Origin of the sequence: Variovorax sp. RKNM96 (assembly GCF_017161115.1) — a bacterium.
In the GTDB taxonomy this organism is placed as follows: Bacteria; Pseudomonadota; Gammaproteobacteria; order Burkholderiales; family Burkholderiaceae_C; genus Variovorax.
Map to the genome: position 1 here is coordinate 4,909,110 of NZ_CP046508.1, position 19,567 is coordinate 4,928,676.

22 protein-coding genes are annotated in these 19,567 nt (G+C 67.7%); 8 read left to right on the forward strand and 14 right to left on the reverse strand.

From position 1 onward, the window contains the following. Positions 1 to 27 precede the first annotated feature (27 nt). Positions 28 to 918, forward strand: coding sequence for a cyclase family protein (locus GNX71_RS22760; protein ID WP_206174521.1), 891 nt, complete (start codon positions 28 to 30; stop codon positions 916 to 918). Here GNX71_RS22760 and gshA read toward each other — a convergent pair whose 3' ends face one another. From gshA to GNX71_RS22775, 3 genes are all read right to left on the reverse strand, one after another. Continuing rightward, a complete protein-coding gene (gene gshA, locus GNX71_RS22765; protein WP_206174522.1) occupies positions 919 to 2,475 on the reverse strand; it encodes a glutamate--cysteine ligase in 1,557 nt (518 codons plus the stop codon). It lies immediately after the preceding gene. A gap of 171 nt (positions 2,476 to 2,646) precedes the next feature. Then, complete coding sequence (locus GNX71_RS22770; RefSeq protein ID WP_206174523.1) at positions 2,647 to 2,958, reverse strand: putative quinol monooxygenase; 312 nt, start codon at positions 2,956 to 2,958, stop codon at positions 2,647 to 2,649. Positions 2,959 to 3,029: 71 nt separating this feature from the next. After that, complete coding sequence (locus GNX71_RS22775; RefSeq protein WP_206174524.1) at positions 3,030 to 3,692, reverse strand: dienelactone hydrolase family protein; 663 nt, start codon at positions 3,690 to 3,692, stop codon at positions 3,030 to 3,032. 119 nt (positions 3,693 to 3,811) lie between these two features. Between GNX71_RS22775 and GNX71_RS22780 the strand changes: the two genes are divergently transcribed. Continuing rightward, entirely contained in the window at positions 3,812 to 4,123 is a 312-nt protein-coding gene (locus GNX71_RS22780; RefSeq protein WP_206174525.1) for a hypothetical protein, read from the forward strand. 6 nt (positions 4,124 to 4,129) lie between these two features. Here GNX71_RS22780 and GNX71_RS22785 read toward each other — a convergent pair whose 3' ends face one another. The 4 genes from GNX71_RS22785 to GNX71_RS22800 form a co-directional block, all read right to left on the reverse strand. After that, the gene (locus GNX71_RS22785; protein WP_206174526.1) at positions 4,130 to 5,119 is read right to left on the reverse strand and encodes a tripartite tricarboxylate transporter substrate binding protein; all 990 of its coding nucleotides are present in this window, start codon (positions 5,117 to 5,119) and stop codon (positions 4,130 to 4,132) included. Positions 5,120 to 5,229: 110 nt separating this feature from the next. After that, positions 5,230 to 6,396, reverse strand: a complete 1,167-nt coding sequence (locus tag GNX71_RS22790; protein WP_206174527.1) for an FAD-dependent oxidoreductase — start codon at positions 6,394 to 6,396, stop codon at positions 5,230 to 5,232. A gap of 12 nt (positions 6,397 to 6,408) precedes the next feature. Then, positions 6,409 to 7,344 carry a tryptophan 2,3-dioxygenase family protein gene (locus tag GNX71_RS22795; RefSeq protein ID WP_206174528.1) on the reverse strand — a complete coding sequence of 312 codons (936 nt, stop codon included), beginning with the start codon at positions 7,342 to 7,344 and terminating at the stop codon, positions 6,409 to 6,411. Between the two features lie 81 nt (positions 7,345 to 7,425). Further along, on the reverse strand, positions 7,426 to 8,403 hold the full coding sequence (locus tag GNX71_RS22800) for an AraC family transcriptional regulator (protein WP_206174529.1): 978 nt from the start codon (positions 8,401 to 8,403) through the stop codon (positions 7,426 to 7,428). 125 nt (positions 8,404 to 8,528) lie between these two features. Here GNX71_RS22800 and GNX71_RS22805 point away from each other — a divergent pair, with 125 nt between their 5' ends. Further along, positions 8,529 to 9,005, forward strand: a complete 477-nt coding sequence (locus GNX71_RS22805) for a transcriptional repressor (RefSeq protein ID WP_206174530.1) — start codon at positions 8,529 to 8,531, stop codon at positions 9,003 to 9,005. Between the two features lie 6 nt (positions 9,006 to 9,011). On the opposite strand, the gene zigA is transcribed toward GNX71_RS22805, so the two are convergent. The 3 genes from zigA to GNX71_RS22820 all read right to left on the reverse strand — a co-directional run bounded on the left by zigA (position 9,012) and on the right by GNX71_RS22820 (position 12,107). Further along, positions 9,012 to 10,205, reverse strand: a complete 1,194-nt coding sequence (gene zigA, locus GNX71_RS22810; protein WP_206174531.1) for a zinc metallochaperone GTPase ZigA — start codon at positions 10,203 to 10,205, stop codon at positions 9,012 to 9,014. A 90-nt stretch (positions 10,206 to 10,295) separates the two neighbouring features. Then, positions 10,296 to 11,195: an SDR family NAD(P)-dependent oxidoreductase gene (locus tag GNX71_RS22815; RefSeq protein WP_206174532.1), complete on the reverse strand. Its 900-nt coding sequence runs from the start codon at positions 11,193 to 11,195 to the stop codon at positions 10,296 to 10,298. A gap of 42 nt (positions 11,196 to 11,237) precedes the next feature. Continuing rightward, positions 11,238 to 12,107, reverse strand: a complete 870-nt coding sequence (locus GNX71_RS22820) for a helix-turn-helix transcriptional regulator (protein ID WP_206174533.1) — start codon at positions 12,105 to 12,107, stop codon at positions 11,238 to 11,240. A gap of 68 nt (positions 12,108 to 12,175) precedes the next feature. On the opposite strand from GNX71_RS22820, the gene GNX71_RS22825 reads away from it, so the two are divergent. Further along, a complete protein-coding gene (locus tag GNX71_RS22825; RefSeq protein WP_206174534.1) occupies positions 12,176 to 12,835 on the forward strand; it encodes a glutathione S-transferase in 660 nt (219 codons plus the stop codon). On the opposite strand, the gene GNX71_RS22830 is transcribed toward GNX71_RS22825, so the two are convergent. Further along, positions 12,832 to 13,734, reverse strand: coding sequence for a LysR substrate-binding domain-containing protein (locus tag GNX71_RS22830; RefSeq protein WP_206174535.1), 903 nt, complete (start codon positions 13,732 to 13,734; stop codon positions 12,832 to 12,834). The two genes, GNX71_RS22825 and GNX71_RS22830, sit on opposite strands and share 4 nt — an antisense overlap. Before the next feature lie 143 nt (positions 13,735 to 13,877). Between GNX71_RS22830 and GNX71_RS22835 the strand changes: the two genes are divergently transcribed. Both GNX71_RS22835 and GNX71_RS22840 read left to right on the forward strand, forming a co-directional pair. Further along, the gene (locus GNX71_RS22835) at positions 13,878 to 15,191 is read left to right on the forward strand and encodes an MFS transporter (protein ID WP_206174536.1); all 1,314 of its coding nucleotides are present in this window, start codon (positions 13,878 to 13,880) and stop codon (positions 15,189 to 15,191) included. A gap of 36 nt (positions 15,192 to 15,227) precedes the next feature. Continuing rightward, the gene (locus tag GNX71_RS22840; RefSeq protein WP_206174537.1) at positions 15,228 to 16,331 is read left to right on the forward strand and encodes a M14 family metallopeptidase; all 1,104 of its coding nucleotides are present in this window, start codon (positions 15,228 to 15,230) and stop codon (positions 16,329 to 16,331) included. A 16-nt stretch (positions 16,332 to 16,347) separates the two neighbouring features. On the opposite strand, the gene GNX71_RS22845 is transcribed toward GNX71_RS22840, so the two are convergent. From GNX71_RS22845 to GNX71_RS22855, 3 genes are all read right to left on the reverse strand, one after another. Beyond that, positions 16,348 to 17,145: an enoyl-CoA hydratase/isomerase family protein gene (locus GNX71_RS22845; RefSeq protein ID WP_206174538.1), complete on the reverse strand. Its 798-nt coding sequence runs from the start codon at positions 17,143 to 17,145 to the stop codon at positions 16,348 to 16,350. A 60-nt stretch (positions 17,146 to 17,205) separates the two neighbouring features. Further along, positions 17,206 to 17,634 carry a hypothetical protein gene (locus tag GNX71_RS22850; protein ID WP_206174539.1) on the reverse strand — a complete coding sequence of 143 codons (429 nt, stop codon included), beginning with the start codon at positions 17,632 to 17,634 and terminating at the stop codon, positions 17,206 to 17,208. A gap of 69 nt (positions 17,635 to 17,703) precedes the next feature. After that, positions 17,704 to 17,976 (reverse strand): DUF2164 domain-containing protein, encoded by a 273-nt coding sequence (locus GNX71_RS22855; RefSeq protein ID WP_206174540.1) that lies wholly within the window; start codon positions 17,974 to 17,976, stop codon positions 17,704 to 17,706. 102 nt (positions 17,977 to 18,078) lie between these two features. On the opposite strand from GNX71_RS22855, the gene GNX71_RS22860 reads away from it, so the two are divergent. Both GNX71_RS22860 and GNX71_RS22865 read left to right on the forward strand, forming a co-directional pair. Continuing rightward, on the forward strand, positions 18,079 to 19,284 hold the full coding sequence (locus GNX71_RS22860) for a YncE family protein (RefSeq protein ID WP_206174541.1): 1,206 nt from the start codon (positions 18,079 to 18,081) through the stop codon (positions 19,282 to 19,284). Positions 19,285 to 19,314: 30 nt separating this feature from the next. Beyond that, positions 19,315 to 19,527, forward strand: coding sequence for a hypothetical protein (locus GNX71_RS22865; RefSeq protein ID WP_206174542.1), 213 nt, complete (start codon positions 19,315 to 19,317; stop codon positions 19,525 to 19,527). Positions 19,528 to 19,567 lie beyond the last annotated feature (40 nt).

The following is a 19,567-nucleotide window of genomic DNA, read 5'->3' on the forward strand; positions in this document are numbered from 1 at the left end:
TCCCGGGAACAACCTGGAAAGCTCACCATGAAGAAGATCGAACAAGACGCGGACTGGTATCCGTCCGTGTACGGCAAGGACGACGAGATCGGGGCCGCGAACCTGCTGACGCCCGATGTCCTGTTGCAGGCCGTCGGGCTGGTCAGGAAAGGAAAGGCCCTGCCGCTCGCGGTCGAGGTCAACCGGGAAACGCCGGCGTTCCGCCATCGCAGCTTCAAGCTGTTCAATGTGCAGCCGGGCCAGCAGGCGGGCCTGTCGACCGGGCCCAACAAGTTCACCTTCAACGACGAGTTGGTGGAGGGCTGGACGGGCGTCGGAACGCAGCTCAACGGCATCGGCCACATCGGCATCGACAACGTCTACTACAACGGCAACAAGGCGGCCGATTTCGTGACCATCGAGGGCGTGAAGAAGCTGGGCATCGAGAAGGTGCCGCCCATGGTCACGCGGGGCGTGGTGCTGGACATGGCCGCGCACTACAAGCAGCCCATCGTGTCGGAAACCACCGAGTTCAGCGTGGCGGACATCGAGGCCGTGCTGCAGAAAGCCGGCCTGACCTTGAGAAAGGGCGATGTCGTCCTGTTCAACACCGGCTGGCTGGAATTGATCGGCAAGGACGACAAGCGCTTCCTCGAAGCCGAGCCCGGCATCGGCATGGAAGCCGCGCGCTGGCTGGCCGAGCGGCAGATCGTGGCCTTCGGCGGCGACACCTGGGCGTCCGAGATCTACCCCGGCAAGAGCGGGGAAGAATTTCCCGTCAACCAGTTCATGCTGGCCAAGCACGGCATCTACAACCTCGAGCTGATCGACACGCGGGCGCTGCTGCGCGAGGGCGTTCGCGAGTTCCTGTTCGTGCTGGGCCAGCCGCTGTACACCGGCTCGACGCAGGTGAACATCAACCCGGTGGCGATCTTCTGACTAGGCCGCGACCGCCATGCGGCCGCGCGCAATACCCAGCCGCGCCGGCGAGACGTACTGCTCGCGGTAGATCTCGAAGGGCATGGTGTCGGCCGCCTCGATGCGCTTTTGCTCCTGGATCGACTCGGCGGTCATGCGCTCGAATTCGGCCTGCTGCTCGGCCGAGAACGGCAGGGCCAGCAACGCGGCGCGGGTCTGTTCGGACTGGGCGCGCACGAAGCCGATGAACGAGTTGCCGTGCTGCTGCTCGATGGCTGCGAGCACGCGGGCCGAGGGCAGGCTGTCGGGGTTCCGCAGCGCGGCCCTGGCGGCTTTCACCGCGTCGGTGTGCTGCGTGCCGCCCTGCGCCGCGTCGAGCGCGGCGGCGATGGGCAGGCACTCCTCGACCAGTTCGATGCCCCAGTCGGTCAGCGTCACTTCGCTGCCGCCGCGCGCGAGGCGCAGGCCCGGCTCGCGGCCGCGCGCGGCGGTCAGGTGCTGGTTGCGCGCCAGGTCGGCGATTTCCTCGGGGGTGTCGTCGGGGCTGTCGCGGACGAGGCAGTGCAAGAGGAACACGTCGATGAAGCGCATGGTCTGCGCGTTGATGCCGACGGTCTCGAAGGGGTCGAGGTCCATGAGGCGCACCTCGACATATTCGACGCCGCGCTCGCGCAGCGCATGCAGCGGGCGCTCGCCGGGGTTGATCACCCGCTTGGGGCGGATGGTGCCGTAGAACTCGTTCTCGATCTGCAGCAGGCTGGTGCCCAGCTGGTTGTAGTCGCCGCCCAGGTTGCGGATGCCGATGGATTCGTACGCCGGCCAGGGACGGGTGAGCGCATCCTGCAGCGAGGCGCCGTAGCCGTCGAGGCTGTTGTAGCTCACGGCCAGCGAGGCCTGCGCGTCGCTCTGGTAGCCCAGGCGCCCCATGCGCAGCGAGGTGCCGTGCGGCATGAACATGCTGCCGTCGCCCAGCGGCTGCAGCTCGTGCGGGCGGCCCGCGACGAAGCTCGAACACAGGGCCGGCGAGGCGCCGAACAGGTACAGCAGCAAAAAGGCGTGGCGGCGGAAATTGCGGATCAGCGCGAAGTACTGTTCGCTCGACACATCGGGCAGCGACCAGTTGTAGTGGATGCCCGAGATGGTCTGCATGCGGCGGCCGTAGCGGTGGCTCAGGCCCATGCGGTAGACGCTCTTGGCGCGGCCCACGTTCGAGGAGCCGTAGCGGCCGATCGGAATGGTCTCGTCGGTCGGCAGGCCGCAGGGCATGCTGGAGACCCAGAGGCGCTCGTCGCCCAGCTGGTCGAGCACGCGGTAGGTGAACTGGTGGACCCGGGTCAATTCCTCGAGCGCCGATTCGACGCCGGCGTGCACGCCCGTGATGAGTTCGAGCTGCGATTCGCTGAAGTCGGTCGTGATGTGCGGATGCGTGAGCGCCGAGCCCAGCGCCACCGGGTGCGGCGTCAGCGCGAGCTTGCCGTCGGGCAGCGCACGCAGGCTTTCCTTCTCGATGCCACGTCGCATGCCATTCAGTCGTGCGGCTGAAAGTGCACCCAACCTCTCCTGCAATCTGTTGCTCATATTGTTATGACCCATCAATCTTCTGAGGGGCTGGAAGGTAGCACGGGCGCGCGGGCACTGCTTGCGCAGGGAATCCCGTTTCCGGCTAGGCTCTCGCCCGCTATTTTTTTGATAGCTCCCTGCATAGGCACGGTGGGGGCCAAAGGCCTTTTCTGTAGCGAAAAATTCGGCCTAGGCGCGGCCCGCCCGCAGATCGATCTCGTCCGACTGGTAGACGTGGATCTCGGGCGTGCCGTCGGCCATGGCCGCAAGCGCCTTGCCGAAGGCGCGCGAGGCATCGACGCGAAAGTGGACCTGCAGTGCGGGCATATCGCTCCAGCGCTCCACGAAAGTCAGCCGCAGCGGGTCCTGCACGTCGGTCGTGACTTCGTGCGAGATGCAGCCGGGCTCGGCGCGCGAGCGCAGCACGTGCTCCACGCTGATGGCCAGCATCGCCTGCAGGGTGTCGGGCTTGGCGAGGGCGTGTCCGATGACGAGGATCATGGGCAGTCTCCTTCTTCGTCTGTGTGTCTGTCTCGTGGGTTGCCGCGCCGGCCCGTTCGCTCGCTCGTTCTTCAGCCCAGCACGCGCAGCAGGAAATCGTTCAGGTCGGCCACCTCCTCCATGCAGACCGAGTGCGCCATCGCGTATTCGTGCCATTCGACGGTGTAGCCCAGGGTGGCGAGCGCGTCGCGCGATTGCGTGGCCCGTGCAAGGGGCACCATTGGGTCCTGCCGGCCATGGCCGAGGAACACCGGCGTGTCGTGGTTGGCCGCATGGCGCTCGGCCGCGGTGCTGGCCGCCAGCGGCAGCCAGCCCGAGAGGCCGACGATGCCGGCCAGGCGCTCGGTGTGGCGCAGCCCGGTCAGCAGCGCCATCGCGCAGCCCTGCGAGAAGCCGGCCACCACGATGCGGTTGGCAGGGATGCCGCGGGCCTTTTCGTTGGCGATCAGCGCCTCGATGGTGGCCTGCGAGCGGCGCAGGCCGGTGGCGTCTTCCTGCACGTTGAAATCGGGACCGGCGATGTCGAACCAGGCCGGCATCTGGTAGCCGTTGTTCAGCGTGACCGGGATCACCGGCGCATTGGGAAACACGAAGCGCACCGGCCCCACGCTGGACAGGTCGAGCTCGCCGGCGATCGGCACGAAGTCGTTGCCGTCGGCGCCCAGGCCGTGCATCAGGATCACGGAGGCGGTGGGGTTCGGGGCGGTTTCGATTTCGATGGGGGAGCGGGACATGGTCGGGCAAAGGTATTCAAGGATTCGGATGGCCGCACCTTAGCGCATTCGGGCGGTCGGCTGACTTGCGCGGCGCGCCTTGGCGCCCAAGATGGGCTGAAACAAAAGGAAAGAAGCGCGTGAGCCATTCCTCTCATCCCCTGGTCGAAACCAAGCTCTCCGGCGTCGTGCTGGTCTGCGGCGATTGCGAAGAGCGCAGCGACGGTCCCACGAAACTCAAGGCGAAGCAGGTCCGCAAGGAACTCAGGCGCGACCTGGTGCATGTGCCGGGGCGCTTGCGCGTCGTGCAGTCGACCTGCCTCGGCCTGTGCCCGAAGAAGGCGATGGCGCTGGTCGCGGTGGCGGGCGGCCATGCGCCGATCGCCGCCGAGGTGTGCCGCGACGACGATGTCGCGGATTTCGCCAAGGCGCTGTCCCGGTCGATCCGCTAGCCAGGGCTATTCGGCCTTGATGCCGGTGGCCTTCACGATCTGCGCATAGCGCTCGTACTCGGCAGACACCTGCTGCTGGAACTGCCGTTGCGCAAATCCCGTGGCCTCGATGCCTTGCGCCGCGAGGTCGGCACGGGCCGCGGGCGTCTGCACGATGCGTCCCGCATCGGCAGCGATGGCATCGAGCACCGGCTGCGGCGTGCGGGCCGGCGCGAACAGACCGAACCAGGTGCCCGAGCGGTAGCCCGCATAGGTCTCGGCAACGGTCGGCACCTCGGGCAGCAGCGCATGGCGCTTCTCGCCGCTGGTGCCGAGCGCGACGAGCTTGCCGGTGCGGATGTGCTGCAGTGCCGGGCCGACCGCGATGAACATCACGTCGACCTGCCCCGCGATCACGTCCTGCATGCCCAGCGGGCCGCCGCGGTACGGAATGTGGGTGACGTAGATGCCGGTCTTCTGCTTGAGCAGTTCCATGCTGAGCTGCTGCGGACTGCCGTTGCCGGCCGAGGCGTAGTTGATGCGCCCCGGTTGCGCCTTCGCGGCGCGCACGAAATCGGCCACGGTGCGAAAGCCCGTCTTCGGGTTCGCGACCAGCACGAAGTCGATCTGCCCGAGCGACACCACCGGCACGAGGTCGCGGCGCGCGTCGTAGGGCAGGCCGGCCTGGAGGTTGGGAAGGATGGTGATCGGCCCGTCGGCGCCCACCAGCAGCGAATACCCGTCGGCCGGCGCCTTGGCCAGGCCGTCCGCCGCGAGGATGCCCGCCGCGCCGGCGCGATTTTCGACCACCACGGGCTGCTTCCACTGCTCGGACAGGCGCTGCGACAGGTAGCGCGCGAGCACGTCGGGCGAACTGCCGGGCGTGTTGGCGACCGTGATGTGCACGGGCTTCGACGGGTAGGCGGCCGGTGCCTGCTGCGCCTGCGCGCCCAGCGAGAACAACGCACCTGCCCACAGTGCGAGGAACGGTTTTTTCAGCCAGGGATGGGCGCGCATGGAAGACTTTCGTTTCAAAAGACAAAGCGCGCGATTCTGTCGCGCGCCCGCCTTCGCGCGAACGACCCATTCGTCAGATGCTTAGCTGCATCCGGGCATAAGCAGTTTCTCTAGGCCGGCACCGCACTCAGCACATCGAGTTCCCGGTAGAAGGCATCGACCTGTTGCTGGGCCGTCTGCTGCATCGCCGCGTTGCGGCGCGCGCAGCTTGCAGCGTCTTCCACCGCGCCCGCCTCGCCCACCTTGCGCGAGGCGTCCTGCACGAACCGGCACATGGGAAAGCGGCGCTCGCCGAAGGCTTTCAGGGTGTGCTCGTTGATGCCATCCCCGCCAAGCATTTCAGCGAGCACCACGGCGTCTTCCACGGCCATTGCGCCGCCCTGCCCCATGAACGGCGTCGAGGCATGCGCCGCATCGCCGATCAGCAGCACGCGGCCCGCGTGCCAAGGGAGCGGGGCCTGCACTTCCTCGACGGCGGTGTAAAGCACTTCAGAATCCGCCGAGAGCTGGTCGAGAAACTGCCGCGCCGGGCCACCGAATTCCGCGAACCGCTCGCGCATCAGGTCAGGCCATTGCTCTCGCGGATACCAGCGGTCCGCAGGCTCGCTCACCGTGCCGAAGAGGTAGAGCCTGTCGTCGCTGATCGGCATGATGCCCAGGCGCTTGCCGATGCCCATCATCATGGTCTTCGCGTCGAGCGTGCGCGGGCGCTCGTGCACGCTGCGCCAGACGCCGAAGCCGGTGTAGCGCGGCGCTACCGGTCCGCTCACGGCCTCGCGAACCTGCGAGCGGATGCCGTCGGCACCGATGACGAGGTCGAAGCGCTCGCTCGTCCCATCGGAGAAGGCCACGTCGCCGCTGGACGAATGGATATCCACCACCGTCGTCGCCAGCCGGATGTCGACGCCGAGCGCATCGAGCCGGCCCGCAAGGATGCGGTGCATCTCCGCGCGCTTGATGCCCAGGATCGGCACCGCGCCGCCGTGCGAGCGCGGATAGAACACATCGACGATCGGTGTGCCGTGATGGTCGAGATAGACATTGCGCCCGTCCGCGATGCCGAAGCCCGCATCGAGGATCTGCGGCAGCACGCCGACGCTGCGCAGCGCCTCCAGCCCGTTGCTGTAGATGAAGATGCCCGAGCTCTGGAAGCGCCATGCGACCTGTTTCTCGACCAGCGTGACCTGCATGCCCTTGTCGGCCAGCGCAATGGCCGCCGAGCAGCCCGCGATGCCGGCGCCGACGATCAGCACCTTGTTGTTGTGTGTTGCGGTCATGAACGGGCCGCCTCAGAGTTGCGTGCGCACGGACCACAGCTCCGGAAAGAACCGGTGATCGACCACGCTGCGCAGCCACCCCACGCCAGCCGAACCGCCCGTGCCCGGTTTGAAGCCGAGAATGCGCTCGACCGACACGAAGTGCCGCCAGCGGTACTGCGAGAACACATCGGCGATGTCCATCAGCGCTTCGCCGAGCCGGTAGAGATCGTTCTCCGGCGTCGGGTCGCCGTAGACCCAGAGCCAGGCAGCCTCCACGCCCGGGTTCACCACGTAGGGCGCCGACCAGTCGCGCGACAGGGCCTCCGGCGGCACCGCGATGTCGCGGCGGTGCAGCAGCGCGAGCACATCGTCGTAGAGGCTGGGGGAATTCAGCGCGCGCTCCATGTAGGGCCACACGTCGGGGTTGTTCGCATGCGCGCGCGCCAAGGGCACCGACTTGTTGCCGAGGATGAATTCCACGTGCCGGTACATGTACGACTGCTGACCCGAGGCGATGCCCAGCGTGTTGCGGAACTGGTTGAACTCGTGCGGCGTGATGGTGGAGAGCACGTCCCAGGTCTTGCCCAGGAACTCCAGCAGCGCGCGCACCCGCGGCACCAGCTGCAGCGCGCCGGCCACATCGTCGACGCGGATGCGCGCCTGCATGTTGACCAGCTCGTAGTGAATGGCCTTGAAGGTCAGCTCCTTGCAATGCGTGATGCACATGAAGACCATCTCGTCGTGCCCTTCGCTGCGCATGTGCTGGATGCTCAGCAGCAGGTCGTTGCGCTGGTGCTCCAGGTAAGGGTTGCTGCGGCCTTCGAACTGCAGCAGCGGCTCGCCGTCGGTGTTCTTCACCGTGGCTTCGCGCTGTTGGTTGTCGCCGGTGGCGATCGATTTGACGAGGGAATTCTCGAGCGCCGGATTGCGGACTTCGGGAATGACTCTGTGGCGTTGGATGGGCATGCGCCGATTGTTCGGGGCGCATGCCGTCGCCTCAACCTCCGGCACGCCGGATTTGGGCACCGATCGTCCGGTGCGCGGTGATCAGCTGGCGTCGGGTGCGCCATGCCCGCGCGCGTAGGCGCTGGGCGTCATGCCCGTCCAGCGCTGGAAGGCGCGCGAGAACGCCTTTTCCGAGGCATAGCCCACCGCCTCGGCCACCTGGTGCAGGCTCAGTTGCCGGTTCTTGAGCTTCTCGGCCGCCAGCGTCATGCGGTAAGAACCCAGGTAGTGCATCGGTGTCACGCCCACCAGCGCACGGAAGCGCTCGCTGAAGATGGTGCGCGAGAGATAACTGGCCTGCGCCAGCGTGGCCACCGACCACGGGTGCTCGGGCCGCTCGTGCATCAGCGCCATCGCGCGGGCAATGTTCTCGTCGTCGAGGCCGCGCAACTGGCCGGCCTGCTGCGCCTGGTCGGCCTGGGGCTGGGCGTACAGGTGCTCGCAGAGGATGTGCACCAGCAGCAGGTCGGCCATGCGCGCCGCCGAGAGCTGCCAGCCGGGCCGCTGCGCGATGGTTTCGTTCACCAGCGATTCCATCGCCTGCGCGAGCGATGCGGTGGTGGGAATCTGCGCCTGCCGCAGCACGATCAGCGGCGGGAGGCTCGCCATGATGGAGCCGAGGCCCTCCGCGGGCATCCACAGGTGCAATGAAAACAACGCGGTTGCCGCACCGCCGCCGCCGTGCGAGAACACGATCGGGTGGTCGCCGTGCCGGCCGACCGAGTGCGCGGTGATCAGGTCGCGAAAGGGTTCGGCCTCGAGTCCCGGCGCAGACGACACGGTGTGCGCGCTGCCCTGCGGCAGCATTGCGATGTCGTGCGGCGCGACAGCCACCGGCTCGGCGCCGTCGACTGCAATCCAGTACGGCGCGCCGGTGCACATGCGGATCAACGGGCCGTCGACGCCGGTCGAATGCAGCGCCCAGGGAGAGGTCAGCGAAAAGCGGGCCGTGACCGCCCGCTCGGACTTGTACGTCGCAAGCACATGGCTGAGTACGTCGCCGCCCCGCTCTGTGTCCATGCTGTTCGTGCCGTCCGGTGATCTGGAATGCCGGCGATTATCTGGCATGGCAACCGGGCGGATTGCAGGCGATTTTTCGTTGCTTTACACAATGCGCCCGGGGATGCAACACAATGGCGTTTCCCATGAAGACCCCGACCCCGCACCCGAAGCCCCCGCTCGCCGCCGCTGCCTTCGACAGCGAAACCCTGTTGCGCGAAAGCGGCCTGCGCGTGACACGCGCCGCCCAGACGGTGCTGGAACTGCTCCGGCACACCTCCCAACCCCTGACGCACGAGGAAGTGGCCGCGGCCTATACCACCGCCACCGGCGAAGCCCCCGACCGCGTGACCATCTATCGCGTGCTCGACCGCCTCGTCGAAGCGGGCCTGTGCGATCGGCGCGTGGGCGCCGACCGCGTCAACCGCTTTGCGCGGCACGTCGAGGCCGCCTCGGGCAATACCTTCGAATGCGACCAATGCCACAAGGTGCTGGCGCTGCCGTCGGACCCCGAACTGCCCAAGGTGATGGGCCGCCTCGGGAAGGCGCTGCGCAAGCAGGGCATCGACACCCGCCACACCGCGCTCACCCTGCACGGCACCTGCGGCGACTGCGCCAGATAGTCTTTTTCAGACGTTCCAGGACGGGAACGGATCGGGCAGGTTCTGCCACCACGAGGGGCCGAAGCGCATTTCGTTTTCCGTGAGCAGGCACGCATCCAGACGTGCACGCAATGCGGCCTCGTCCATGCCGATGCCGATCAGCACCAGCTCCTGCCGCGCATCGCCGGTCGCCGGGTCCCAGTTCTTCTGGATCATCTCCAGCGCATCGGGGTCGGTCGGCCAGTGCTCGCGCGGCACTGCCGCCCACCAGAAACCCGCCGCGCCGTAACGGCAGGCGCCGCCGGCCTGCGACCACGAGCCGGCGCGCGTGGCACGGCTCGCGAGCCAAAAAAAACCCTTGGAGCGCACCACGCCTTCCCACTCGCTCTGCACCAGGTCCCAGAAGCGCTTGGGATGAAACGGCAGGCGCGAGCGGTAGACGAAACTGCGGATGCCGTATTCCTCGCTCTCGGGTACGTGCTCGCCGCGGAGCTCGGCGAGCCAGCCGGGCGCCCGCTCCGCCTGCTCGAAATCGAAGAGGCCGGTGTCGAGCACCCGGTCGAGCGCCACGCGGCCGAACTCCGACACCTCGATGCGCGCACGCGGGTTCAGGCTCTGCAGGATCGCCATCAGCCGCTTGCGCTCCGCGGGTGTGACGAGGTCGGTCTTGTTGACCACCAGCACATCGCAGAACTCGATCTGCTCGATCAAGAGGTCGACCACCGTGCGGGTGTCCTCGTCGCCGAGCGACTGGCCGCGCTGACCCAGGCTGTCGGGCGAGCCGTAGTCGCGCAGGAAGTTGAAGGCATCGACCACCGTCACCATGGTGTCCAGCCGCGCCACGTCGGCCAGGCTCTTGCCGTCCTCGCCCGCGAAGGTGAAAGTCTCGGCCACGGGCAAGGGCTCGGAGATGCCGGTGGACTCGATCACCAGCTGGTCGAAGCGCCCCTCCTTCGCGAGGCGGTTCACCTCGATCAGCAGGTCTTCGCGCAGCGTGCAGCAGATGCAGCCGTTGCTCATCTCGACCAGCTTCTCGTCGGTGCGCGAGAGCTGCGCGCCGCCGTCGCGCACCAGCGCCGCATCGATGTTGACCTCGCTCATGTCGTTGACGATGACCGCCACGCGGCGCCCCTCGCGGTTGTGCAGGATGTGGTTGAGCAAGGTGGTCTTGCCGGCACCGAGAAAACCCGACAGGACGGTGACGGGGAGGCGGTGAGTCATGGGGCGCTCTCTTTATATGCAACAGAATTGCATTATATGGATCAACCGCAACCAGGTTGCACTTGATCCGGCCCATGGCCTGCCTCGCCGCTACATCTCGAAGGCCTTCACCTGCCTTCCGTCGATGTCGGTGAAGCCGTACGCCTTTGCCAGGTCGGCCACGCGCAGCACCTCCCCGGTCTTCTCCATCACCTGCGGATCGCCCGCCAGTGCAGCCACCGCACGGCCCAGGTAGCGCGGCGATTCGGTGCCCGCGAGCGCCGGTTTCTCCTGCCAGTGCGCCTCGTCGGTCTTGTGGCCGGCCAGCACGAACTCGGTGCGCATCCAGCCCGGCGACACGGCGACCGATGCGACGCCGTGCGGCTTCAGTTCCTCTGCCATGCCGAAGGCCAGCCGCGTCATCGAGGCCTTCGCAAGGTCGTAGAAGAGATTGCCCTTCATGTAGTGGCCCCGGTCCCAGAAGGTGGTGGTCACGATCAGGCCGCGCTTGGCGCGCACCATCAGCGGCGCGGCCGAGCGGCTGGCCACCAGGTGATTGCGCACGCCGCGGTCGAACATCGAGTCCCAGTTGGCGAGCGGATGCTCCCAGAAGGGCGCGTCGAACACGCCGTTGAATGTCTCGTGGCCGCCCCACGCGTTGTTCACCAGCAGGTCGATGCGGCCGGCCTCGCGCTCCACCTGCGCGAAGAGCGCCTTCACTTCTTCTTCGCGGGTGTGGTCGCAGCGCACGGCGATGCCGCGTCCGCCCATGCGCGTGACTTCGTCGGCGGTGTCGTCGATGCTGCCGGGCACGGCCGGCATGTCCGACAGCGCCAGCAACTGCCCGTAGGTGCCGGCGGGTTGCGCGCGCGTGCTGCGGCCGGTGACGTACACCGTCGCGCCGGCCGCGCCCAACTCCATCGCAATGCCGCGCCCTGCGCCGCGGCTGGCCCCCGTGACCACCGCAATGCAGTCCTTCAGCGGGCGGCTCGTGTTCTCGTTCTGCGTCATCCGGTGCTCCTTGGTTTGAACGCCGACGAAGATAGTTCGCGTTCAGCCGGGCGTCTTGGAAGAACCCGAAATCGCGTGCCCCATGAACTCGGTCGGCGTGACGCCGCAGAGCGCGCGGAATTCGTTGACCAGGTGCGACTGGTCGTAGAAGCCGCTCTCGACCGCGACATCGGCCCAAGCCGGCGCGGGTTGCAGGCGCAGCGCGCGCAGGCAGTCGTGCAGCCGCGCCAATCGCGCCCAGGCGCGCGGCGACAGCCCGACGTGCGCATGAAAAAGCTGCTGCAGCCGCCTCTCACCGACGCCGACGGCCGCTGCCACGTCGCGCAAGGGCTTCCGACCGCCTGATTCCGCGATGAGGCGGGCGGCGTGCATCGCGGCGGTATGAACGGCGCCGCCACCATCGCGCAGCCGGCGCTCCAGCGCGGCCTGGAGCAACGTCGCTCGCGTCGCATCGTCGGGCGCTTGGGCCATGCGTTCGAGCAACTCGGCCGCACCGCCTTGCCAGAGTTCGTCCAGGTGAACGGCCTGGCCTGCAATCTCGCCGGCCGGCAAGCCCAGCAGCGCAGCCGCCGCCCCGGGCCGCAGCGTGACGGACATGCCCTCCACCTTGTCGCGCATGCGCACCACGACCGGCGCGGCGGAAGCGCCGATCGCCTCCACCGGCAGCCCCGCACCATCGCCCGCGGAAGGCGCATCGCCGAGGTTGAAGACCAGGCGCACCGCGCCATCGGGCAGCACGCGTTCATGCACCTCGTGCCCCGCGGCGAAGGTCTCGCGGTACAGCAGGATGTGGGAGACATGCGGGCGCAGCGCCGCACTCACCGGCACTGCGCGCAGCGTGCCGGCGGGCACGCCCGATTCCGGTCCGTGCAGCGGGTCGTCGTCGAGCCGGAGGAAGAGGCGTTCACCCATCGGCCCATTGTGTTGAAAAACCCGGCCGGGCGCGAGCCGGCCATGCTGACGGAAAATCGCCGGCTCGCATGCCTTCCGCCACCGCCCTCCCCGTTCTCTATTCGTTCCGCCGCTGCCCCTATGCGATGCGCGCCCGGCTCGCGTTGATCGCGAGCGACACGCACTGCGAGCTGCGCGAAATCGTGCTGCGCGACAAGCCCGCCGAGATGCTGGCCGCTTCGCCCAAGGGCACCGTGCCCGTGCTGGTGATGGCCGACGGTGCGGTGCTCGAACAGAGCCTGGACATCATGCTGTGGGCCCTGCGGCGCAACGACCCGCAGCGCTGGCTGCAGCCCGATGCCGGCACGCTCGACGAGCTGCTCGCGCTGGTGGCCGCCTGCGATGGCGACTTCAAGCCGCAGCTCGACCGCTACAAGTATCCCGGGCGGTTCGATGACATCGAACATCCGGCCCGCGAGCGCGGTGCGGCGTTCCTCCTCGATCTCGAAGCGCGGCTCTCGGCCTCGCCCCATCTGGCGGGTGCGCACGCAACCTTGGCCGACGCGGCCGTCATGCCCTTCGTGCGCCAGTTCGCGATGGTCGATGCCGCATGGTTCGACGCGCAGCCCTGGCCGCGCCTGCACGCCTGGCTGTCCGCGTGGACCGTCTCGGAACTGTTCGCCCGCGCCATGCCCAAGTACGCACCCTGGAAGACCGGCGAAGCCGGCATCGACTTCCCGCCGGCCTAGCCACCCATCGCAGCCGCCGAGGCGCGCTGGATGCAGTCGATGAAGTGCTGCGCCGCAGGCGTCGGCAACTGGCCGCGGCGCCGGATCACGCACACGTTCAACGTCGGCAGCGATTCGACGACATCGACCCGGCGGATGCCGTGCCGCTTGAACGTCAACTTGACCAGCGGCTCGACGAAGAGGCCGATCAGGTCCATGTGACCGACGAGCCCCAGCGCCACCGTGACCGACTGCCCCTGGATGATGCGGGCCGGCGGCGGCAGGCCCAGCGGCGTGAAGAGCGGCGACACCGCATCGCGCCCGCCATGGTCGTCGCCCGGCAGGATCCATTCGCCGCCGTACAGGTCCTGTAGCGAACGCGCCCCCCGCAGCGGATGGCGCTCGCGCAGGCCCACCACCAGCTGCACCGGGAACAGTTCCAGCGCCTCGAACTGCGCATCGAGCGTGCCGGGCACCACGTGGGCCACCGCGAAATCGAGGAACCCATCGCGCAGCCGCGCGAGCATCCAGGGCAGCACGGCCTCGCTGAACTGCACATCGACCGCGGGCAGGCGCGTGTGGAAATCCTTGAAGGCCGCGGGCAGCACGGTGAGCGCGAACGATGCGCTCACCGCCATCGACACCGTGCCGGTCGCGCCGTCGCGGATCTGCGCGATCTCGTCGCGCGCTCGCGCCATGTCGGCCAGCAGCAGCCGCGCGCGCGGCGCGAAGGCCTTGCCGAACTCGGTGAGCCGCACGCCCTTGACGCTGCGCTCCACCAGCGGCGCGCCCACCTCGCGCTCCAGTTCGCGCACGATCTTGGTCACGGCCGGCTGCGAGAGGCCCAGAACGCGCGCGGCGGCGCGGATGCTCATCTGCTCGACCACCGCCACGAAGGCGTGTAACTGATTGGGCTTCATCGCTCAAGGTACCGGGGTTATGACAACCAAAAGTTATCGTTATCGCCCAATTATTGTCTTTTCATGACAGCACCAAGTCTCTAGCATCCGCCGCGGTCGATCGACCTTCCAACCAGATCCCACAAAAGCACAACTGGAGAGACATGAGCATCCCAAGCACGCAGCCCTCGTCCGCCCGCCGGCGCCAGACCATCGTCGCCACCACCATCGGCAACGGGCTCGAGTTCTTCGACTTCACGGTCTACGGTTTCCTCGCGCTCGTGATCGGCAAGCTCTTCTTTCCCACCTTCAATTCGTACGGCCAGCTGCTGCTGACGGTGGCCAGTTTTGGCGTCGGTTTCATCATGCGGCCGCTGGGCGGTATCGTGATCGGCGCGTACGCCGACCGCGCGGGCCGCAAGAAGGCCATGACGCTCACCATCTTTTTGATGGCGCTGGGCTGCGCGCTCATCGCCTTCACGCCCACCTACGCGGCCATCGGCGTCGCGGCGCCGATCGTGATCGTGCTGGCGCGGCTCATCCAGGGCTTCTCGGCCGGCGGCGAAGTGGGTGCCTCGACCACGCTGCTGGTGGAGCACGCCACGCCCGCCAACCGCGGCTACATGGCGAGCTGGCAGTTCGCGAGCCAGGGCCTGGGCGTGATGCTCGGCGCCATCGTGGTGGGCGCGCTCACCTTCTCGCTCACGCCCGAGGCGATGCAGAGCTGGGGCTGGCGCGTGCCTTTCGTCATCGGCATGCTGATTGCGCCGGTGGGCATGTACATCCGCCGCCATCTCGAAGAATCGCTGCACATCTCGCCCGAACAAGCGGCCGCGCCGCGCGAAAGCAGCCTGAAGATCGTCTGCACGCAGCACGGCAAGACGGTGCTGGCCGCGATCCTGGCGATCGTCGGCGGCACCACGGCCGCGTATGTCGTGACCTTCTACATGCCGACCTATGCGGTGCGCGAACTCGGCCTCACGCCCTCGGTGGCGCTGTTCGGCGCGGCGCTCACGGGGCTGATCTCGTTCGCGTTCGCACCGTTCGTGGGCAAGCTCTCGGACATCGTGGGGCGCAAGACGCTCATCTTCTGGAGCCGCATCGCGATGGCGATCCTGATCTATCCCGGCTTCCTGTGGCTCAATGCCTCGCCGACGCCGCTGGTGCTGTTCGTCGTGCTCGGCGTGTTCAGCGTCGGCCTGGTGGTGCAGACCGTGCCCGGCATCACGATGCTGCCGGAGATGTTCCCCAAGCGCGTGCGCGCGAGCGGCATGTCGCTGGTCTACAGCGTCGGTGTGGCGCTGTTCGGCGGCTTCGCGCCCTTCATCAGCACCTGGCTGGTCAACGCCACCGGCAGCAAGCTCGCGCCGGCCTGGTACCTCGTGGCGATGACTGTGGTCTCGCTGCTCGGCCTGATCTGGCTGCGCGACCACACGGGCCGCGACATCGACGCCGCGGATGCGCACGCAGCCGCCTGAAAAACATTTCCCCGTTCACGCACAGGAGCCCTACCCATGCAGACACAACCCACCGCCGCCACGCGCCATTTCTCCGGCACGTATGTCGAAGCCCGCGCCAAGTTCCTGGACGCCGCCGCCCAGCGCGGCGCGGCCATCGAATCGTTCGTGCATCCCGCGCACCGCGGCGCGCTCGGCGAAGAGCTCGCCACCGATGTGGCGCTGATCGGCGCAAAGGACGCGAAGAAGGTCCTGCTCGTCACCTCCGGCACGCACGGCCCCGAAGGCTTCTGCGGCTCGGGCGCGCAGGTCGCGACGCTCCACGATGCCGACCTGCTCTCGCGGCTCGAACAGGCCGGCGTGGCGCTGCTGCTGGTGCATGCGGTCAACCCGCATGGCTTTTCGCACCTGCACCGCACGAACGAAGACAACATCGACCTGAACCGCAACCACATCGACTTCAATGCGCCGCTGCCGGTGAACGCCGGCTATGCCGAGGTCGAGGCGCTGGTGCTGCCAGCCACCTGGCCGCCGACGGCCGCCGACGACGCGGCCGTGGGCGCCTATATCGGCAAGCACGGCATGACCGCCTTCCGCGCGGCCGTGACCAAGGGCCAGTACACCTCGCCCGACGGCCTGTTCTACGGCGGCACCGCGCCGTCCTGGAGCAACAGGACCATTCGCGCGATCCTGCGCAAGTACGCGGCATCGGCCACCCACCTCGGCTGGATCGACGTGCACACCGGCCTCGGCCCCTACGGCCACGGCGAGAAGATCTACCCGGGCCGCAACACGCCCGAAGACCTTGCGCTGGCGCATGCCTGGTGGGGCGCCGACGTCTTCGCGCCCTTTGCCGGCGACTCGGCATCGGCCGACGTGTCGGGCCCCGTCATCTCGACCGCGTACGACGAATGCCCGAACGCCCGCGTCGCGCCGATGGGCCTGGAGTTCGGCACGCTGCCCGATCTGGAAGTGCTGACCCGCCTGCGCGCCGACACCTGGCTGCGCCGCCATCCCGAGGCGCCGGAAGCGCAGAAGCGCGAGATCCGTCAGGGACTGCGCGACGCGTTCTACTGCGACAACGACGAGTGGAAAGGCATGGTGCTGGGGCAGACGCGCGTCGTGCTGCTGCAGACGCTGCAAGGCCTCAAGAAGGCCTGATTCAACCGGCCGGGCTTCAACCGAAGTTCGGCGCGCGCTTCTCGCGCAGCGAAGCCACACCCTCGCGCACGTCGGCGCCCGCGAAGCCCATGAATTCGAGTGCCAGCGAAGCATCGAAGGTCGGGCCGGCCTGGCGCAGCCAGTTGTTGAGCGCGTACTTGGTGAAGCGGATCGCGCTCTGGCTGCCGGCCGCGAGCCGGTCGGCCACTTCGTAGGCGCGCGGCAGCAGGTCGGCCTCGTCCACCGCAAGCGACACCAGGCCGATGCGCTCGGCCTCCTCGCCGCTCACCGGCTCGCACAGCAGCAGGTGGTACTTGGCCTTGGCCATGCCGCACAGGAGCGGCCAGACGATGGCCGCATGGTCGCCCGCCGCCACGCCCAGGCGCGTGTGGCCGTCGACGATCTTCGCGCTCTTCGTGGCGATGGAAATGTCGGCGAGCAGGCCGGCCACCAGCCCTGCACCCACGGCCGGGCCGTGCATCGCGCTCACGATGGGCTTGTCGCAGTTGATGATGTTGTAGACGAGGTCGCGCGCCTCTTTCCACACGCGCTGGCGGATGGCGTCGTCGGTGGCCATGTCCTGCACCAGCCCGAGATCGCCGCCGCCCGAGAAGCCGAGGCCTTCGCCCCGAAGCACCGCGCAGCGCACCGTGTCGTCGGCCGAGAGGTCGCGCCAGATCTCGGCGAGCTCGCGATGCCCGTCATGGCCCGCGGTCGGCAGCTTGCCGTTGGCCGCGCGCATCTGGATGTCGAGCACGGTGCCGTTGGCGCCGCGGCGCGTGATGGCGAGGGTCTGGTAGCGAGAGTAGTCCATGGTGTCTCCGCCCTGCGCCCGAAAGACGAGGACTTTTTTCTTCGTTGAAGGATCGGACGGCTATTTTTGCGCCGCCAGCTCGCGGCAGCGCTGCACATTGGCATCGAAACGTGGCGCGAGGCCGGGCTCGCAGGCCTCGTCGCCGGGCGTCAGCTTGCACATGCCGACGACCACGTAGTCCATCACCGCCGAGGTGCACATCGGGTAGGCCGCGAGGTCCGGGTTGGCCTTCACCTTGAAGCCCCAGCGCTCGGTGAACTGCACCGTGCGGACCATCGCACCGTGGAAGAAGCTGCGGTCCCGGGCGGCGATGGCAGCCTCCATGCGCGGCAGCTCCTCGTTCAGGTAGCCGGTGGCGTCCAGGGGGAATGCCGAGGGCGGCTCCTGCTGGGCGGCTACGAGGGATGCGGCCAGCACGAGCGACACGGCGATCAGCGGGCGCAGCAGCGAGACAGGCGAAAAACGGGTGGTCGGGCGGTGGAGTTGCATGGCTTGGGATTCTGCAACGTTTGGAAGCATCTTTGAATGGCGGGCGATGCGTGCGCGCTACGCCGGGGCCTACTTGCCCTTCTTCTGCCTTTCGAACTTGCGCCAGTACTGGAACTCGTCCTCGTGCACTTCGAGATCGACTTCGGAGATACGGGACTGCAAGCGTTCCTGCACCTCGGCCACGGCCTTGTTGTAGACGATGGGTCCGATTTCCTCGAGGAAGAAACCGAGCAGCGCGCCGGCCGCGATGTTGCCGATCTTCTCTTCCATGTTCTCGTTGAAGTAGCGCTCGATCGAGGTGATCGCCTGCTGGCGCGCTTCCTTGGATATCTCGATGGTCATGCGGGTTGCTCTGGGGTGTTGGGGCGAATGATTGTGCCGCTACGATGCGCAGCGGCCCCAAGGCCCGCGCAACAACGACACACAACAACGGAGACACGCACCATGAAGTTCCACCGAGCCGCACCGGCTGCCCTTGCCCTGGCCGCCATCGCCGCCGCTGCAGCAATTTCCGGCTGCACCAACCTGACCCCCACCGTGCCGCAGCGCCAGCTGATGATCGTGGCCAACGACGAAAAGCAGTCGTGGAACGACGCAGGCGCCGTCATCCTCGCCCCCATGGGACGCGACACGGTGCAGGTGCTCGACATCGGCACCGATCCGCTCGCACCCAAGGTCGTCGGCACGCTGCAGTTGGACAACACCATCGCCGGCCCGCCGACCAACCTCGCGATCACGCCCGGCGAGACGCTCGCGCTGGTCGCCAATTCGCTCAACGTGGTCGAGGAAAACGGCGTGCGCAAGCAAGTGCCCGACAACCGCCTCTTCGTGGTCGACCTGACCACCACGCCGCCCAGGCTGATCGACACGCTCACCGTGGGCAAGCAGCCTTCGGGCCTGTCGATCAATCGCGCGGGCAACCTCGCGCTGGTGGCCAACCGCGCCGACAACTCGGTGAGCGTGCTGCGCATCGCGGGCAAGAAGGTGACGCTCGTCGACACCGTGGCCATGAACGATTCGGTGGCGCACGTGCGCTTCACGCCCGATGGCAAGCGCGCCCTGGTCGCCAAGTTTCCAACCCACAAGATCGCGCTGCTCGAAGTGAACGGCGAGAAGGTCAGCTACAACAAGGTCGACCTCGCAGCCGGCCTCTGGCCCTACAACGTGGACGTGACGCCCGACGGCAAGCTCGCGCTCACGGCCGACAACGGCAACTCGGGCGCATCGGACGGGCAGGTCGACACGGTGAGCGTGATCGACATGGAAGCCGCGCCGCCGCGCGTGATCGACAAGGTCGTGGTCGGCGACGGCCCCGAAGGCCTGGCGGTGAGCCCGACCGGCAGGCATGCGGTCGCGGTGATCCTGCGCGGCAGCAACTCGGCGAAGAACGCCTACTTCTACAACCGCAATGGCTCGGTGGTGCTGCTGAAGATCGATGGCAAGAAGGTCACCCGCGCCAACGAGGTGGTGGTGCGCGGCCTGCCCGAAGGCGCGGTGTGGAGCGCCGACGGCAAGTATCTCTATGTGGGGAATTTCATCGACCAGGACATCACGATCCTGCGCGTCGATGGCGACACGCTGGTGCCGACAGGCAAATCGTTCCCGTTGCAAGGTCACCCCGCCGCGATGCGCGGGACAATGACGCACTGACCGCAAGTCCTCTCACCCGAACAAAGAACCATGGCCCGACCCCAACGACAACTCCGCACGCTCGAACGCGGCATCCTCTGCCTCGTCATCGGCGCCGCCGTGCTGCTGGCACCGCGCTTCCTGCAGGGCACGCGCTGGTTCGAGATGGTGGCGGGGGCCTACCTGGTCGGCTGGTTCGCGCTGGTGCTGGGCATCGCGCTGGTCGGCGTCGGCCTGTTCCAGCGCAACAAGCAGCGCCCCTGAAAGAAAAAACCCGCCTCGCGGCGGGTTTCAGCTGAAGGGT

Bases quoted from the DNA above. Each gene is read 5' to 3' on its own strand.
- GNX71_RS22760 (WP_206174521.1), top strand. From the start codon at position 28: ATGAAGAAGATCGAACAAGACGCGGACTGGTATCCGTCCGTGTACGGC.
- gshA (WP_206174522.1), bottom strand. From the start codon at position 2,475: ATGAGCAACAGATTGCAGGAGAGGTTGGGTGCACTTTCAGCCGCACGA.
- GNX71_RS22770 (WP_206174523.1), bottom strand. From the start codon at position 2,958: ATGATCCTCGTCATCGGACACGCCCTCGCCAAGCCCGACACCCTGCAG.
- GNX71_RS22775 (WP_206174524.1), bottom strand. From the start codon at position 3,692: ATGTCCCGCTCCCCCATCGAAATCGAAACCGCCCCGAACCCCACCGCC.
- GNX71_RS22785 (WP_206174526.1), bottom strand. From the start codon at position 5,119: ATGCGCGCCCATCCCTGGCTGAAAAAACCGTTCCTCGCACTGTGGGCA.
- GNX71_RS22790 (WP_206174527.1), bottom strand. From the start codon at position 6,396: ATGACCGCAACACACAACAACAAGGTGCTGATCGTCGGCGCCGGCATC.
- GNX71_RS22795 (WP_206174528.1), bottom strand. From the start codon at position 7,344: ATGCCCATCCAACGCCACAGAGTCATTCCCGAAGTCCGCAATCCGGCG.
- GNX71_RS22800 (WP_206174529.1), bottom strand. From the start codon at position 8,403: ATGGACACAGAGCGGGGCGGCGACGTACTCAGCCATGTGCTTGCGACG.
- GNX71_RS22805 (WP_206174530.1), top strand. From the start codon at position 8,529: ATGAAGACCCCGACCCCGCACCCGAAGCCCCCGCTCGCCGCCGCTGCC.
- zigA (WP_206174531.1), bottom strand. From the start codon at position 10,205: ATGACTCACCGCCTCCCCGTCACCGTCCTGTCGGGTTTTCTCGGTGCC.
- GNX71_RS22815 (WP_206174532.1), bottom strand. From the start codon at position 11,195: ATGACGCAGAACGAGAACACGAGCCGCCCGCTGAAGGACTGCATTGCG.
- GNX71_RS22820 (WP_206174533.1), bottom strand. From the start codon at position 12,107: ATGGGTGAACGCCTCTTCCTCCGGCTCGACGACGACCCGCTGCACGGA.
- GNX71_RS22825 (WP_206174534.1), top strand. From the start codon at position 12,176: ATGCCTTCCGCCACCGCCCTCCCCGTTCTCTATTCGTTCCGCCGCTGC.
- GNX71_RS22830 (WP_206174535.1), bottom strand. From the start codon at position 13,734: ATGAAGCCCAATCAGTTACACGCCTTCGTGGCGGTGGTCGAGCAGATG.
- GNX71_RS22835 (WP_206174536.1), top strand. From the start codon at position 13,878: ATGAGCATCCCAAGCACGCAGCCCTCGTCCGCCCGCCGGCGCCAGACC.
- GNX71_RS22840 (WP_206174537.1), top strand. From the start codon at position 15,228: ATGCAGACACAACCCACCGCCGCCACGCGCCATTTCTCCGGCACGTAT.
- GNX71_RS22845 (WP_206174538.1), bottom strand. From the start codon at position 17,145: ATGGACTACTCTCGCTACCAGACCCTCGCCATCACGCGCCGCGGCGCC.
- GNX71_RS22850 (WP_206174539.1), bottom strand. From the start codon at position 17,634: ATGCAACTCCACCGCCCGACCACCCGTTTTTCGCCTGTCTCGCTGCTG.
- GNX71_RS22855 (WP_206174540.1), bottom strand. From the start codon at position 17,976: ATGACCATCGAGATATCCAAGGAAGCGCGCCAGCAGGCGATCACCTCG.
- GNX71_RS22860 (WP_206174541.1), top strand. From the start codon at position 18,079: ATGAAGTTCCACCGAGCCGCACCGGCTGCCCTTGCCCTGGCCGCCATC.
- GNX71_RS22865 (WP_206174542.1), top strand. From the start codon at position 19,315: ATGGCCCGACCCCAACGACAACTCCGCACGCTCGAACGCGGCATCCTC.